General features: G+C 44.2%; 16 protein-coding genes. 9 read left to right on the plus strand and 7 right to left on the minus strand.

The features are described 5' to 3' along the window. The gene (locus BGK61_RS12325) at window positions 1–1,077 is read right to left on the minus strand and encodes a patatin-like phospholipase domain-containing protein (protein ID WP_014998009.1); all 1,077 of its coding nucleotides are present in this window, start codon (window positions 1,075–1,077) and stop codon (window positions 1–3) included. Between the two features lie 207 nt (window positions 1,078–1,284). Beyond that, window positions 1,285–1,713: a MarR family winged helix-turn-helix transcriptional regulator gene (locus BGK61_RS12330; RefSeq protein ID WP_014998008.1), complete on the minus strand. Its 429-nt coding sequence runs from the start codon at window positions 1,711–1,713 to the stop codon at window positions 1,285–1,287. Window positions 1,714–2,035: 322 nt separating this feature from the next. On the opposite strand from BGK61_RS12330, the gene hmgA reads away from it, so the two are divergent. Both hmgA and hppD read left to right on the plus strand, forming a co-directional pair. Further along, window positions 2,036–3,331: a homogentisate 1,2-dioxygenase gene (hmgA, locus tag BGK61_RS12335; protein ID WP_014998007.1), complete on the plus strand. Its 1,296-nt coding sequence runs from the start codon at window positions 2,036–2,038 to the stop codon at window positions 3,329–3,331. 291 nt (window positions 3,332–3,622) lie between these two features. Next, entirely contained in the window at window positions 3,623–4,696 is a 1,074-nt protein-coding gene (gene hppD / locus BGK61_RS12340) for a 4-hydroxyphenylpyruvate dioxygenase (RefSeq protein WP_014998006.1), read from the plus strand. A gap of 82 nt (window positions 4,697–4,778) precedes the next feature. Here hppD and BGK61_RS12345 read toward each other — a convergent pair whose 3' ends face one another. Continuing rightward, a complete protein-coding gene (locus BGK61_RS12345; RefSeq protein ID WP_014998005.1) occupies window positions 4,779–5,144 on the minus strand; it encodes a VOC family protein in 366 nt (121 codons plus the stop codon). Between the two features lie 483 nt (window positions 5,145–5,627). On the opposite strand from BGK61_RS12345, the gene BGK61_RS12350 reads away from it, so the two are divergent. From BGK61_RS12350 to BGK61_RS12380, 7 genes are all read left to right on the plus strand, one after another. Next, window positions 5,628–6,017, plus strand: coding sequence for an ACT domain-containing protein (locus tag BGK61_RS12350; RefSeq protein ID WP_076012280.1), 390 nt, complete (start codon window positions 5,628–5,630; stop codon window positions 6,015–6,017). Between the two features lie 3 nt (window positions 6,018–6,020). After that, complete coding sequence (locus BGK61_RS12355) at window positions 6,021–6,521, plus strand: PTS sugar transporter subunit IIA (protein ID WP_076012279.1); 501 nt, start codon at window positions 6,021–6,023, stop codon at window positions 6,519–6,521. 255 nt (window positions 6,522–6,776) lie between these two features. Then, entirely contained in the window at window positions 6,777–7,124 is a 348-nt protein-coding gene (locus tag BGK61_RS12360; protein WP_076012278.1) for an ArsC family reductase, read from the plus strand. Further along, window positions 7,118–8,254 carry a succinyl-diaminopimelate desuccinylase gene (gene dapE, locus BGK61_RS12365; protein ID WP_076026084.1) on the plus strand — a complete coding sequence of 379 codons (1,137 nt, stop codon included), beginning with the start codon at window positions 7,118–7,120 and terminating at the stop codon, window positions 8,252–8,254. The genes BGK61_RS12360 and dapE overlap by 7 nt, the downstream gene beginning before the upstream one ends. 15 nt (window positions 8,255–8,269) lie before the next feature. Beyond that, window positions 8,270–8,950, plus strand: coding sequence for a M15 family metallopeptidase (locus tag BGK61_RS12370; protein WP_076012465.1), 681 nt, complete (start codon window positions 8,270–8,272; stop codon window positions 8,948–8,950). Window positions 8,951–8,964: 14 nt separating this feature from the next. Continuing rightward, window positions 8,965–9,159 (plus strand): DUF2897 family protein, encoded by a 195-nt coding sequence (locus BGK61_RS12375; RefSeq protein ID WP_076012466.1) that lies wholly within the window; start codon window positions 8,965–8,967, stop codon window positions 9,157–9,159. 172 nt (window positions 9,160–9,331) lie between these two features. Then, window positions 9,332–10,591 (plus strand): dicarboxylate/amino acid:cation symporter, encoded by a 1,260-nt coding sequence (locus BGK61_RS12380; RefSeq protein ID WP_076012467.1) that lies wholly within the window; start codon window positions 9,332–9,334, stop codon window positions 10,589–10,591. A gap of 74 nt (window positions 10,592–10,665) precedes the next feature. Here BGK61_RS12380 and BGK61_RS12385 read toward each other — a convergent pair whose 3' ends face one another. The 4 genes from BGK61_RS12385 to astE all read right to left on the minus strand — a co-directional run bounded on the left by BGK61_RS12385 (window position 10,666) and on the right by astE (window position 15,041). Then, window positions 10,666–13,083, minus strand: coding sequence for an alpha/beta hydrolase family protein (locus BGK61_RS12385; protein ID WP_076012468.1), 2,418 nt, complete (start codon window positions 13,081–13,083; stop codon window positions 10,666–10,668). A gap of 139 nt (window positions 13,084–13,222) precedes the next feature. Next, a complete protein-coding gene (locus BGK61_RS12390) occupies window positions 13,223–13,549 on the minus strand; it encodes a heavy metal-binding domain-containing protein (RefSeq protein ID WP_014949040.1) in 327 nt (108 codons plus the stop codon). A gap of 57 nt (window positions 13,550–13,606) precedes the next feature. Then, window positions 13,607–14,017, minus strand: a complete 411-nt coding sequence (locus tag BGK61_RS12395) for an HIT domain-containing protein (protein ID WP_076012469.1) — start codon at window positions 14,015–14,017, stop codon at window positions 13,607–13,609. After that, window positions 14,010–15,041: a succinylglutamate desuccinylase gene (astE, locus tag BGK61_RS12400; RefSeq protein ID WP_076012470.1), complete on the minus strand. Its 1,032-nt coding sequence runs from the start codon at window positions 15,039–15,041 to the stop codon at window positions 14,010–14,012. The genes BGK61_RS12395 and astE overlap by 8 nt, the downstream gene beginning before the upstream one ends. Between the last annotated feature and the right edge of the window lie 157 nt (window positions 15,042–15,198).

Genomic DNA, 15,198 nt, shown 5'->3' on the forward strand with positions numbered 1-15,198 from the left:
TTAAATCATTTTAAATGGAAGTGGCTTAATAGCGTCTACTAACGTTCCATCATTGACCGCACGCATAAAGTATTCCCCTAACCTATCAGTTTCCTGAAGCACAGTTTGCCAATACTTTATGCGCGTATCAGCATCCAGTACTTCGAAGTCTTTTCGATCGGGAATTTTACTATACGGAAGATTAGCCACAAACGACGCTGATGGAACCAGCATCACAACATTATCGTAGCTTGAGCGATGTGGAACTCTTCCCTTCAAACCTTTATCAAACCAGCCCGGAATGGGCTTGTCATAAAAATGCGGGTATAACACTAATCCGTCATCTGGCCCGAAAGATAGGTCGAAATGATAGTCGATAATACCGCCGTCACGATACATTCCACTTGGTGCACCTTCTATTTGCTGTACACCTTCAATAACCACAGGAATCGAACCAGACGCTAGCAAAGCCGTGTGAATGTTACCCTGGGTTAAGGAATGATACTGGGTAGGCAGTTGATATGGGTCTTTTATTAGAAATTCCGTGTTGGGCGTAGAAAACACATATCGTGTGTATAATCGAGAAAGATGCTTCCTGCTGACTGTATTTGCAGCTGCACTCATGGCCAAGCCAGAAAGCTGCCTAAACTTACTTTCAAAACGGGTGGCGCCTAAGCATTTAGCTACAATCAGGTGGGCTTTAAAACGAGGGTTAGACAACACTTCCTGTTTACCAGCGTCATCCACCATTTCTTTGAGCAAGTCTTCGGCTTTCTCAGTAATTTCTCTAGGCGTAGGTTTGTCGCTGCTATAAGTGGTTGTTGAATAAGAAGAGGCTAAACGGTTTATCGCTGCAAGCGGGTCATTTTGGACTGCACAAATTGTTCGAAACGCACCAGCAGACGAGCCAATTACGTGTATTTGGTGATCTACATTGGCAAACCATTCAGGGAATAACACACGATCCAAGCCTGCCAGTGAAAACCATTTTGGACCGCCAGAAGCGCCCAAAAAATAACTGAACAACTCAGGTGAGAAACCATTTTTCATAATAGTTTCCCGTGCCGTTTTACCTGCATATATATCTAAGGGTGCCACTCAATTTCCTTGCTTAAGTATAGATTTAAGCGCTTGTTCGAAGCGATGGTTCAAAACTTAGGGCTAACAAACGGTGAATAACAAATACGTAAATTGCCCTAATTGACTAACTCGGAGGAATTTAACAGTTAAAGGCGTGAAAGTAACCTTTATGGCACGAACCTCAGCTCTCCTCAGACCAGATTAAACAACGATTTCACCCGAATTTTAAGGCTTCAGCGTGTCTATCACTTTTAGAAATATTTGATACTCATCGTCAGTGATATTTTCTAACCGTTTATTCTGCCAACGGACTATTTTAGGTAAGAGGGTTCTATATATCCGCTCCCCTTCTGAAGACAAGGAAATGAGAGTAGCGCGTTTATCACTATCGCTCACACGCCTATGAACAATATCTTTGTTGACTAAACGCTCAAGTGCTCGTGAAACTTGTACTTTATCAAGACGTGTCGCAACAGCGATGTCTTTTGCGGTTAAAGCTGAATGTGGCGAATTTTCATGTAACGCGCCTAATGTGGCTAATATGCGCCACTGTGGCATGGAGAGTTGATAAGACGCATATTCCTTGGATAGCGACTCGCTTAAATCGCTTGCAAGCATGGCCACTTTGTAGGCAAGCATGTCTTCTAGCTGCACGTTATTTTCCTTTCCTACTTATAACTTCTACTCTTTGTTGCCGTGTGGCAGTCAAAGGCGCGTCGAGCATAAAGAATTGACTTTCGCGATAAAGATAATCCCGCCGCGAGTCACCACTGCTTTAGTGAAAGTTATTAAGCATTGAGATACGAGGTGTAAAGTTAGCGCACCAAAATGCATGTTGCGATAACTTTATCTGCTTAGCCCGAACATTGATTTACATTTCATTTACCTCTAGCCTAAACCACATAGTTTCATTTGTAACTAATTTAATGTCGTTTGGGATTTAAGCCATAACTTCTGGCTGCCTTTCGGAGGGTAAATGGACAACTTATCGTATTTAACAGGCTTTAATAACGAGCACGAAACAGAAGCTTTGCCAGGTGCGCTTCCTAAAGGCCAATTCAGCCCGCAGAAAGTCAATTATAAGCTGTATGCTGAACAATTTAGCAGTACCGCATTTACCGCGCCACGAGCAGAGAACCGCCGTAGCTGGACTTATCGTTTGCGCCCCTCTATCGCCATGGGCGACTTTGAAAAGATTGATAACGGGTGGGTAAGAACTGCTCCAGAAACCGACGTTCACTGCCCACCCAATGTACTAAGATGGGACCCCGTCCCACTACCCGAAAAAGAGATAGATTTTGTAGACTCGCTTGTAACCATTGCCACTAATGGTGACGCTAAAGCGCAAGTGGGCATGGGCATCCACTGCTACAGTGCCAATGCCAATATGCAAAACCGTGTTTTCTACTCATCAGACGGAGAAATGCTTTTTGTTCCCCAGCTTGGCGACATGCTGATTACTACCGAGTTTGGAAAGCTCCATCTATCGGTGGGTGAAATAGCTGTAATTCCTCGCGGAGTGCGCTTCGCTGTAAATCCAATTAATGGTCCAATTCGCGGATATATTTGTGAAAATTACGGCCATCCTTTCGTGCTTCCAGAACGTGGACCTGTTGGCGCAAACGGTTATGCTAATCAGCGTGACTTCTGCTACCCCACAGCTTGGTTTGAAGACAACGACACACCACACACTATGGTGAACAAATTTTGCGGCAATCTTTTTGAAGCGAAACTTGGGCATTCGCCTTTTGATGTAGTGGCTTGGGTAGGTAACTCTGCTCCCTATAAATACGATTTATCACGCTTCAATGTAATGAATACTGTCAGCTTCGACCACCCTGATCCGTCGATATTTACGGTGCTTACCTCTCCGTCTGAATTGGAGGGTACAGCAAACGTCGATTTCGTAATTTTTCCTCCTAGATGGATGGTAGCGGAAAATACATTCCGTCCGCCGTATTACCACAGAAATATTATGAGCGAGTTTATGGGGCTGATTGAGGGGATGTATGACGCTAAGGAACACGGATTCGTGCCGGGAGGTATGAGCCTTCACAACTGTATGACACCTCACGGGCCTGAAGCTGAAGTGTTTGAAAAAGCGTCTAATGCAGAACTTGCGCCGCAGCGTTATGAAAACACGCTGGCATTCATGTTCGAGTCTCGTTATGCCATTGCTCCAACGGAATTTGCTTTGAACAGTGACATTCGTCAACGAGATTATTTGGCTTGCTGGAAAGGTCTTAAAAAGTATTACGATGGTGAAAAGTAAGAGCTCTGATACTTGGGATAACACGGTCACTCATATTGATTTTGACACCTGTACTGATTTGTGAACACTTCAGAGCACCAAGGACTTTGCTTAATAACATTTAATTTCAATTGGTTAGGGTAAATTCCTTACCCTAACTCATCCTTAAAATCTCAAGTGAAAAGTAAACGTTACAGTTTCTCTTTCCATGCTTAAAATCCTTCAGCGGATCACCTATTGCTTGATTTTTCACTGCGCCCTTACAATCAACTAACAATTATAAAATGTGATTTACGTTGAGGATGTATCGCTATGGCTGATTTATTTGAAAACCCTATTGGTTTGGACGGGTTTGAATTTCTAGAGTTCACTGCGCCGAAGAAAGGCATTTTGGAACCCATTTTTGAAGCTATGGGCTTTACTCTTGTTGCTCGCCACAAATCAAAAGACGTAGAGTTATGGCGCCAGGGCGACATCAATCTATTGAGTAACTATGAAAAGAAATGCCACGCGGCGTACTATGCCGAAGAGCATGGTCCTTCAGCGTGTGGTATGGCGTTTCGCGTTAAAGACTCGCAGCATGCCTATAAGGAAGTACTTGCTCGCGGTGCACAGCCTATGGACACGCACACCGGTCCAATGGAACTAAAACTTCCTGCCATTAAAGGTATTGGTGGTGCAATGCTTTATCTTATCGACCGTTATGAAGGCGAAAACACCATATACGACATCGACTTCAACTGGATTGAAGGCGTTGATCGTCACCCTGAAGGATGTGGTTTCCATACGCTCGACCACCTTACTCATAATGTATATCGTGGACGCATGAATTTCTGGGCAGGATTCTACGAAAAATTATTTAACTTCAGAGAAATCCGTTACTTCGATATCAAAGGTGAATATACCGGCCTTCTATCGAAAGCCATGACGGCGCCAGACGGTAAAATTCGTATCCCGTTAAACGAAGAAGCGGTTGGCGGTGGTGGCCAAATCGAAGAATTCTTAATGAAGTATAACGGTGAAGGTATTCAGCACATCGCATTTGCTTGTGACGACTTAGTAGCGTGTTTAGATAAGCTTAAGGCGAAGGGTATGAAGTTTATGACGCCCCCACCAAATACGTATTACGATATGCTTGAAGAGCGTCTTCCGGGACACGGTGAAAATGTAGATGAACTGCAAAAGCGCGGTATTCTATTGGATGGCACTACAGAGAATGGTGAACCTCGTCTATTGCTTCAGATTTTTTCAGAGACAGTTTTCGGCCCTGTATTCTTTGAATTTATTCAACGCAAACAAGATGAAGGATTCGGTGAGGGTAACTTCAAGGCACTATTTGAGTCGATTGAACGCGACCAGGTAAATCGTGGCGTGTTAAACAAGTAATTCGATAGCGAATACGAAACTAAGGCAGCAAGTATTTAATACATGCTGCCTTTTTTTATGGCTAAAACACTTGCTTCTCGGCTTAGCTCTTGCCTTTTTCGTATAGCGCACACGCTGCACCACTGGGATCAATAATTACACAGAAGCTGTCGTTTCCGTGATGGCGTATTTCTCCCGCCTGCTTACCACCTTTCTCTACAACTGCTTTTAACGCAGCCTCTAGGCTATCTACAGTAAAATAGTTTATCCACCCACCCGGATACTGAGCATTGACACCGCGCTTATGACAAATGCCACCTATAGGCGTACCATCGCTTTTCATCACTACGTAATCGTTATAACCGCCCATGTCTATTGCTTCCTTTTTCCAGCCCATTACTGACTGATAAAAGTTGACGAGTTCCTCTGCATTTTCCGTTGTAATGTCGCACCATGAAGAATCTGACATAGTCTTTCCTTTTTTCTTGTAGTATTTAAGGGCTGTTGATCTTCGCCATCAGAGGCTAAGGTTTGTTGATACACGATTGCATTACCGACTGTGCCACCTTAATAAAGCTTTGTTAACTAGTAATTTACTTGTGAAGCAAAAACTCAAAGTTTTCATAGGCAGGATCTTGCGCAATTTAGCTTTTTGTCGATGGCGAATTTCTTTAAAAGGCATCTATTGTCAAGCTAAGAAATTGCAAAATTAGTAAACATTTTTTATTTTAGTTGTAGACATGGCCTGTGGAAAATGCTTGCAAAATAGAGAATGTTATCCACTGAGCATTGTTTGTACAGTTTATTTATTCATTTAATATCAATAAGTTACAACAAAGCCCCAAACTACTCAACAAACTTATCCACAGATTAAGTGGATAACACGTAGCACTTAATCACAGTTAGTGGTTTAATGTGAATATCTTCGACGTTATCTTTTTTTCGGTTTCTCATGCCCAAACAAACACTTTTAGTCAGAGAATCTTTATTTACAATTCACAGCTTGGATCCTGAGAGCGACATCCCTGCACCTGTACTCAATAGCCCCCTCTTTTTCCTAGGTAAAACAGAAGATGAATTATCTATTGTTGTGCCAGATTCGGTAGATGTACCGTCACTGGATAGTGATGAAGGTTGGCGAGCACTTGAGCTGTTAGGTCCATTACATTTGTCCATGGTTGGGATCATGGCGCAAATAGGCCAAGTATTGGCATCAGCAAAAGTTGCAATTTTCGTTGTCTCAACTTTCGATACCGACTTCTTCTTAGTGAAAAATAACAAGTTAAAAGATGCGGTTAATGCACTGAAGAAAGCTGGCTACTCGGTAAGCGAGGACGTTTAAACTGTGAACGCTAAACAACTGCAATACGCACCAGACTCTTTTACTAAGCAATTTGCGACATTAAGTCCATTTTCAGGGCAAGTAATTTCACTCTCAACCATTGATGAGCCCTTTTTTAAAAACGGGCTCATGGGTCCGGGAGCGGCAATTAGCTCTACGTCAAATAGTGTGGTTTCGCCATTTGCTGGTAAGGTATTAAGCGTTTCACCGCTAGACTATTCTATAGACATACAGTCTAGCGCAGGTCTTAAGTGCAAAATTAAATATGGCGGTGATACAAGCCACCTTCATGGCGCCCAATTTATGTGTTCACTTAAACGTGGCGACGCCATAAAAGCTAAACAGGTACTTTTTACCGTAAATGCTGCATGGCTGAAACAGCGCGGGGTTAGCAATACCTGCACACTAACATTGCTTAATGCACAAGCACTTATAGGCGTATTACCCACACACCAAAAGTTCGTAGAAGCTGGCGAAGATACACTGTTAACGCTTTATCTTTAATGCTCTCTTTTTCGGGCTTTGTATGGCGCTTTTCAAAAGGCGTTGCTTTCAAAAATCATCGTAAGTAAGTTTATCAACGTATCAACAGCTTGTATGATGTAACCACATTGAAAAGCGGAAAGTACAGGCGCACTGTTTTTGGGCTATAGCGTTTTTTCTATTTTCGATAGCTCGCCATAATAGCGCCATATAAAGACGTTGGTTTAAACAGCGTCGTTCATTCACAAACAACAAAGTAGTACGGAAGAAATCACCATGAGCACAATCCTTTATGGGATCCCCAACTGTGACACGATAAAAAAAGCAAAGAAGTGGCTAAGCGATAACAATGTCACCTTCACCTTCCACGATTATCGCAAAGACGGGATCGATAACGATTTTCTTGTGCGTGCCGAAGCAGAACTTGGCTGGGAAGCGATGCTAAACAAACGCGGAACAACCTTTCGTCAGCTAGAAGAACAAGAGAAAGCGAATCTAGATAAAGATAAAGCACTGGCCCTACTAGAGCTTCATCCTGCCATGGTTAAACGCCCTATCCTTGTTCATGACAACGCGTTTTATATTGGCTTCAAACCCGCGCAGTATGAGGAAATATTTTGTTAAACGACTCTGTTATTGAAATTGCGAAAGAATTGATAAACCGCCGTTCTGTAACGCCAGAAGACGCAGGTTGCCAAGAAGCCATGGGCGAGTTTTTGGGTGCGCTGGGGTTTGCTAATGAAACCATGGTGTTTGAAGACACGACCAACCTTTGGTCTCGTCGGGGTAAAGAAGGGCCGGTATTTTGTTTTGCAGGCCATACTGATGTAGTACCCAGCGGACCAGAGTCTGCGTGGAAAACACCGCCATTTACCGCCACAGAAGTTGACGGCTATCTGCATGGGCGCGGCGCGGCTGACATGAAAGGCAGTTTAGCCGCTATGCTAGTGGCCACCCGCGAATTTGTGAACAAATACCCTGACCACAAAGGAAGCATTGCCTACCTTATTACCAGCGACGAAGAAGGTCCGTTTATAAACGGTACCACCCGCGTTATTGATACCCTTGAAGCCCGCAATGAAAAAATTGATTGGTGTATTGTTGGCGAGCCCTCTTCAACTGACGAAGTGGGAGATATTGTAAAAAATGGCCGCAGAGGTTCACTAACGGGTGATTTAATCGTAAAAGGTATTCAAGGCCATGTTGCCTACCCTCACTTAGCCAGAAACCCAGTGCATAGCGCGATGGCCGCCCTTGATGAGTTGGCTAAATCTCACTGGGATAACGGTAATGACTTCTTCCCACCCACTAGTTTCCAGATATCGAATATTCACGCGGGTACAGGTGCGGGCAACGTGATCCCGGGTGAATTACACGTTTGCTTTAACTTCCGCTTTTCAACCGAAGTAACCGACCAGATTCTTATTGAACGAGTCACGGCAATTTTAGATGCCCATGAGCTAAAGTATGAGGTTAAATGGACATTTAACGGTCAGCCGTTTTTGACCGATACCGGAGCGTTACTAGAAGCCACGCAAGGCGCCATAGAGGCAGTTAAAGGTACGCCTACGGTTCTCTCTACTGCTGGCGGTACATCAGACGGCCGCTTTATTGCACCTACTGGTGCTCAGGTTATAGAGCTAGGCCCAGTAAACGCCACCATTCACAAAATTGATGAGTGCGTAAAGATGTCTGACCTTGAACAGCTCGCGGAAATGTACTTCGGTATATTAGAACGCTTGCTGGCCAAATAGACTCAACCAAAGGTTATGAATCAAGTGCCAGAACAAGCGTGGCTAGGCCAGCAAAACGACTATCTCGTTGATGCTGGCAACGGCCATAGACTGCATCGCGACGTGATATCGCCGTTTCTTGCTATGCAAGATGCTGCACAAAAAGATGGTGTAGACTTGCAATTAGTCAGTAGCTTTCGAGATTTCGACAGACAAACTGCTATTTTTAACCGCAAATGGGCAGGTCAAGCACAGCTTCTTGATACTAACGGTGATGAACTGCCATTTGAGGCACTAAGCGATAATGAAAAGCTTCATGCTATTTTGACATGGTCAGCACTTCCCGGCGGCAGTCGCCACCACTGGGGCACTGACATCGACGTGTACGACAGAGCTGCCGTGCATAACTGGGGGGGCAAGTTTAATCTTGTCGAACGCGAATATCTGTCTGGCGGACCGTGCCACGCTCTTTCCTGTTGGCTAGCTGACAATATGGAGCAGTTTGGCTTTTATCGCCCGTTTTCATTGAATACTGGTGGTGTGGCAGTTGAGCCTTGGCATTTAAGCTTTAGAAGTACAGCCAGTATCTTTGAAAACGCTAGAAACCTGAATGGTTTTACAACCGCCATTGAACAAAGCCGCATAGAAGGCAAAACTTGTATTTTGCCTCAGCTGCCAAGCTTGTATAATCGGTACGTTTTGAATAAAGGGCGTTAGCCTACGGAAATTACATGAGTACTACCTGGGTCATTATCATTATTGTTTTAGTATTGGGGGTTGTGATTGGAAATATCACCCTTCTTAAATACAGTGCTAGGTTTAAATTTCCGACTCCATCTAAGCCCTATGATGACGGCGAAGAAAACAATGCTGATCAGCCAAGTAGAGGAAAAGACAGCGATAACAGTGATAAACCCGTAAAGTAGCCCTTCTCCCATATAGTGGTGAAGGCTTTGGAATAGTGCGTTTGAGCCAGGCTCTATAATCAAACGCGCACATCCAATATTTATATTCACGTAAGTGCTTTATATCAGGCCTATTAAGTAAACTATCTTCATCCACTTCTCACAGCTATACACACTCTAAGAGGTTCTAGACGTGTCTAAAAAACAATCCTTATTAGGTAATATCGGCGTACAAGTCGTTATTGCAATGATCATTGGTACTACCGTTGGCGCCTTTATGGGCGAAAGTGCTGATATGTTCGCGCCTCTAGGCGCCATTTTTATCAATCTAATAAAAATGCTGGTTATTCCTTTGGTAGCCGTGGCGCTTATTTCTGGCGCAGCAGGGCTTGGCAACAGCACCAATGCGGGTAAGGTGGGGCTATCTACCCTAGCCTATTTTGCTTTCACGTCGGCACTTGCTGTCGCGCTTGCACTCATTATGGGGGAAGTGTTTAAGCCAGGTATTGGTATCGACGTATCATCGGTAGAAGGAATGTTCTCCGGTGAGTACGCATCGAAAGGGGAGCTCCCCTCGTTTTGGGCCACCGTTACGGGCATGATCCCAACCAATGTGTTTGCGTCGTTAACTAACGCTAATATTCTTCAAATTTTGGTGTTTTGTTTGTTCTTCGGCCTCGCCCTTTCTAAACAGCCTAAAAAGAGCCGCGAGCCTATTTTAAATGGTGTGAACACTATCGTTGATGCCATGGTTTGGATGATCAACTGTGTGATGAAAATCGCGCCTATCGGCGTATTTGGTTTAATGGCAGAAGCCGTTGGCACTTTCGGTTTTTCGGCGCTTATGGTGGTATTCAAGCTTTTCTTAGTGTTCACTGCGGCAATATTGGTGTTTGGTTTCGTGGTCTACCCTTTACTAGTCCAGCTATTCACAAAAACTTCGGCGAAATCTTTTTTGGTTGCGATGAAAAAGCCGCAAGCGGTAGCACTGTCAACCGCGTCCTCAATGGCTACGCTACCAGTTACTATGAATACAGTAGAGAACGAGTTAGGTGTTAGAAATGCAACGGCATCGTTTGTACTGCCGTTAGGTGCCACTATTAATATGAGTGGAAATGCCATTTATTATGGCTTGGTGGCGGTGTTTTTTGCGCAGCTTTTCAATATAGATTTATCAATGGGTGCGTATATCGCCATTATCCTAACTTCGACTCTTGGCGCTGTAGGCCAAGCAGGGGTTCCCGGCCCGTCATTCTTAGTCGTTGCGGTGTTGCTTGCTGCCGGCATTCCCATTGAAGGTTTACCCCTGCTATTTGCCTTGGACAGAATTTTCGACATGATCCGCACCGCGCTAAATATTACCGGTGATGCCGCATGCGCAGTAATCGTAGATACGATTGCCATTGATGCTGATGCCGTTGAAGAGCGGCCAATAGAAAATACGGCCAAATAAAGCTGCGCTTTACAGCAAAAGAAAAAGGTGGCCTTTGCCACCTTTTTAGTCTTGTTAGCAACTCGAACAACACGCTACTGTGATTGTGTAGCGCCTTTGTTTTTCACATACTTTTCAAGCCACTGATCTTGTTCCCAAAGCGTGTGCAAAACACTTTCCTTGGCACGATATCCATGACTCTCTTTAGGCAACATAACTAAACGTGTCACCGCGCCTAAGCCTTTAAGCGCGTTAAAATAACGCTCACTTTGCATTGGGTATGTACCGGAATTATTGTCAGCCTCACCATGAATAAGTAAAAGCGGGGTTTTCATTTTTTCAGCATGCATAAATGGCGACATGGTGTAATACACCTCTGGTGCATCCCAGTAATGGCGCTCCTCCGACTGAAAACCAAATGGTGTGAGTGTGCGGTTGTAAGCACCAGAACGTGCAATCCCTGCGGCAAATAAGTCAGAGTGCGACAACAGGTTTGCCACCATAAACGCACCGTAACTATGCCCGCCCACTGCAACACGCGCTGGATCAATAATTCCTTTTTGGTCAAGTGCATCTATCGCCGCTTTTGCGTTGGCAACGAGCTGCGGCCTAAAGGTATCGTTTGGTTCTTCATCACCCTCCCCTACGATAGGGAATGAAGCATCGTCCAATACAACGTAGCCCTTGGTAACCCAATAAATAGGTGAACCGTACCACGGGTAAATAAATCGATTGGGGTTTTGCGTGTTTTGACCTGCGCTTGACTTGTCCTTAAATTCTTCTGGATAAGCCCATAAGATCATAGGATAGCGCTTGCCTTGCTCATAATCTGTTGGCAAATACAAAGTGCCCGTTAAGTCCAATCCATCGTTACGCTTGTACGTAATCACTTCTTTTTTAACGTTTTGAATGCTTTCAAACGGGTTTTCAAAGTGTGTTAATTGCGTCAACGTATTGTTTTTTAAATTGCGGAAATAGTAATTAGGGTAGTCACGCTTAGACTCAATTCTTACCAACAAGCGATCGTTTTTCATATTGAAATCACGCAAGTCCTCAAATTTGTCTGTGTACGCGCTTTTATATACGCGCGATGTTTCAAGGGTTTCTAAATCTAACTTATCCAGGAATGGGAACTGTCCTTCAGGTGTAAACCCATCTCCTAACAAAAACGCATTATTTCCTTCTACTGCTAGCACATCTTTAAAATAGCCATTTTTACGGGTAACAAAGTTGCCAGGGTCGCTGTATTTATCTTGATAGCTTCGATTTGAAATAATTTGCTCAGACTGACTTTGGTCTGGGCTAAACAAGTACGTTTTAATATTGCGTGTATTCCACCAATAATCCATGGCGATGGCAACGCTATCGTTATTCCAAATGAAGCGGTAGAACCTGTCTTCTGTTTTAAGAATTTGCTCTGCTTCACCGTTAAACGGTGCTTCCAGCTGCATAAGTTTATCGCGGTGCGTCACCTCAACTTCTGGGTCGCCCCCATCAAGCGCTTCGGCATACACAATCGTGTTGGGTTTGTCGTTGCGCCATTGAACATCGCGAGGACCCGTTCGAACAGCCATAAAACCTTGTGGTAGGTCTTCAATAAGCGGAACGTCTGCGAGCGTTTTTACTAGCTTGCCTTTTTTATCGTATAAGTTAATGCTGTGCCCAAAGCGCTGATAGGTCACCAAGTAAGAAAAAGGTGCTTTGTATTCCTCGACCATCACATAGTCGCCGGCAGGAGAAACGCTAACATCGCCATACATACCTGATGCAAGCCAAGGCGAAGCCTTGCCTTTCAGTGGAACCTTATAAATTTCAGACCGCGCTAGTTGCTCAAAATTAAACTCGTCGTTTTTGTTTTTAAGTAAGTCTTGGTAGGTGCGGTTTTGTGCTTTTTTGCCGTCACTCACTGAAATCGTTGGGCCGCTTGGCACGGCAACACTGGTATCAATTAACGCTTTTCTGTCTTTCGGTACCACTTTAACCAAAAGAGAGCGACTGTCCGCATTCCAATTCAACGTATCGCTCATATTTGCGTTGATAGGTTTGTCAAAGACCTTTCCGGCAGTTGCTGCTTCAATATCAAGCACCCAAAGTTCAACGCCTTTCTTTGCTGTATGAGTGAATGCCATGTAGCGCTGGTTAGGAGACCAAGTAAAATTGGTTAAACGAGGCGTTTCTGGCATACCTTTAATAGTAAGGCTATCTTTACTACCTACCCGTTGAACCTGAAGATTGTTGTAATACGTTACGCGGCTTCCAATATTGGTAGTGGGGTCAATTCTTAGTCCAGCTAAGCGAAGCTCTTCTTTAGATAAATCCTCTATCGACTTATAGTTGTCGCGAAACAACAGCACCATATTCTGTTGTGCATCATCTACCAGTGTCGCTGGAGCTAGCGTAACGTCAACCAAATCGAGAATTTCTTTAGACGGCTTTTGATATTTCAGTGCGTCCTGCGCAAATAGCTGACAGGAGCATGCGGCGAGTAGGACAAACATCCATTTTCTTAGCATTACATTTCCTTAGTTTGAACTTTTGAGGGTAGATAGAAACGAAAAAGCGAGGTGCTGCCGTAGTTATGAACAACTGGCGAACACCTCGCTTCGATCAAGTAGGTAATTGCATACCTTAAGGTGTGCGAGCTTTTTGATTTTATAAAGGGGTTGTTTTCACTGCTGTACCGCTGATGCTCACCATAAGCATACTGCCCTTATCGCCAATCACCTGGTAATCTAGGTCAATGCCAACCACGGCATTTGCACCCATGCTTCTCGCCTCGTGCTCTAACTCAGTAAACGCTAACTTTCGTGCAGTGGTTAGTTCTTCTTCATACGACCCAGAACGACCACCCACGATGTCGCGAATAGAAGCGAAAAGATCTTTAAATACGTTTGCGCCCATCACGGCCTCGCCTACGACAATGCCGTAGTAAGCTTCTATTTTGTGCCCTTCTAATGTCGGCGTAGTTGAAACAATCATGCGTAACTCCTTTTAAGTGAACTGTCTATTTACCGTTTTTTTTAGGGCATACACCCTTTAAGTGTTGTCGTTAAACCACTGTTTCAGCATCTCGACAAGTGCCTTCGCTTTGTCAGGGTCATACGCAACAGTGGGCTGATTGCCCCACACTGGCTTCGGCCATGCACAGTCGTTGTCAAAACGTGCAACATGATGAACGTGAAGCTGTCTTACCACATTGCCAAGTGCTGCTACATTAAGTTTTAGCGGTGAAAACAAAGCCTGTAACGCTTTTGAAGCCAGCGCAGACTCCTGAAGCAAAGTAACTTGTTCTTGTTCTGACAAGTCGATAATTTCCGCAATGTCGTTTTTCATTGGCACTAAAATGAGCCAAGGAAATTGACTATCGTTCATTAACAGTACACGACACAGCGAGAGATCACAGACAAAAAATGTATCATTGTGTAAACGGCTATCAAGTTTAAACATCTAGTTTTTCCAGCGTGGTAGGGACAACGGTTAACAGAGCGCGCTGCCCAATTGCAACCTTAGCATTTGGGAAAACTATGGCTTCACCGTCTTGCTCAGCTACGTACTCTTTACCCTGTTCTGATGCCAGCACAGTGCCCTTAGGGTAGTCAGTGAAGTTGGGAGTATCGTCATCAAAATGAAGCGTAAACTGCTCTTCATTTCGATTAATGACTTGGTTAACGCGATAGATATCCAACTCATTCATATCGACGGTTGGCGCGTACTCGGCCTGGGTAATGAGCTGAGTAATTGCTTTCCTAGCATCTTCGAAACGGCTCATATCATTTTGCCCAAAAGGACGTACCTTGCCTAGTTCAACGGTAAATGCATGTGCATTGAATTGATACGACGAGAAATAGCTGAACGTGGTTGTCGAGCTTTCTGATAAAAGTATGGTTTTAACTCCACAAGCAGCAAGAAATGCAAGCTGCCCCTTACTGTGCACTCTTTCGTGAAGATAAGGATAGACAGCAAACTTTTCATTCTTTGAGGCACGAATAGCTGTGTGAAGGTCGTAGTGATATCGAGTGCCCTTACCTGCTTCAAAGAAAGACGCTACGGCCTCTTCTAACTGCTTGGCTCGCACGCGCTCAGCGTTAACCAAACCCTTGCCTTTAGAATGGGCACCGCTAAACAAACGGTTCATGTTTTCTTCAACAAAACGCTCTGCGATATCCATGGCGGGTAAGTTGCCAAATAAAAAGAGTACGTCGTGCGCGAGCGTTAGTGCGCCGGTAAGAATGCCCTTTACCAGGTCGTCGCAAATTTCTATGGGTGCGGTCTCGTTACCGTGTACACCACATGACAAAATAATGCGCTTCGTTTGCTGAGAAGTCGCAGGTACAGTAAAGCTAATGATGCCAGGGGCTGAAATATCAACTCGTGTGCCATTAGCTAAAGTAAATTGTTGAGCACGTTCAAATAATGCAGGGTTGCGGCGAGAAAGTGTTAAAAATTGGCCGCTTTCGATAAGTTCTTGCATAGGTGTGAGCTTTTTAAACTTTGTCTAATCTAGAATATTTCCAGTGTACCCAGACAGGCCTTCAAAATCACCTGTTCCCACCTTTTTATTAGTAGAGGCTGTAAGCATAAAGCAACGCAGTACACGGTTTACCGGCAGGTATTAAACAAGCTAAACA

The sequence above is a fragment of the Alteromonas abrolhosensis genome (assembly GCF_001953635.1).
Lineage (GTDB): Bacteria > Pseudomonadota > Gammaproteobacteria > Enterobacterales > Alteromonadaceae > Alteromonas > Alteromonas abrolhosensis.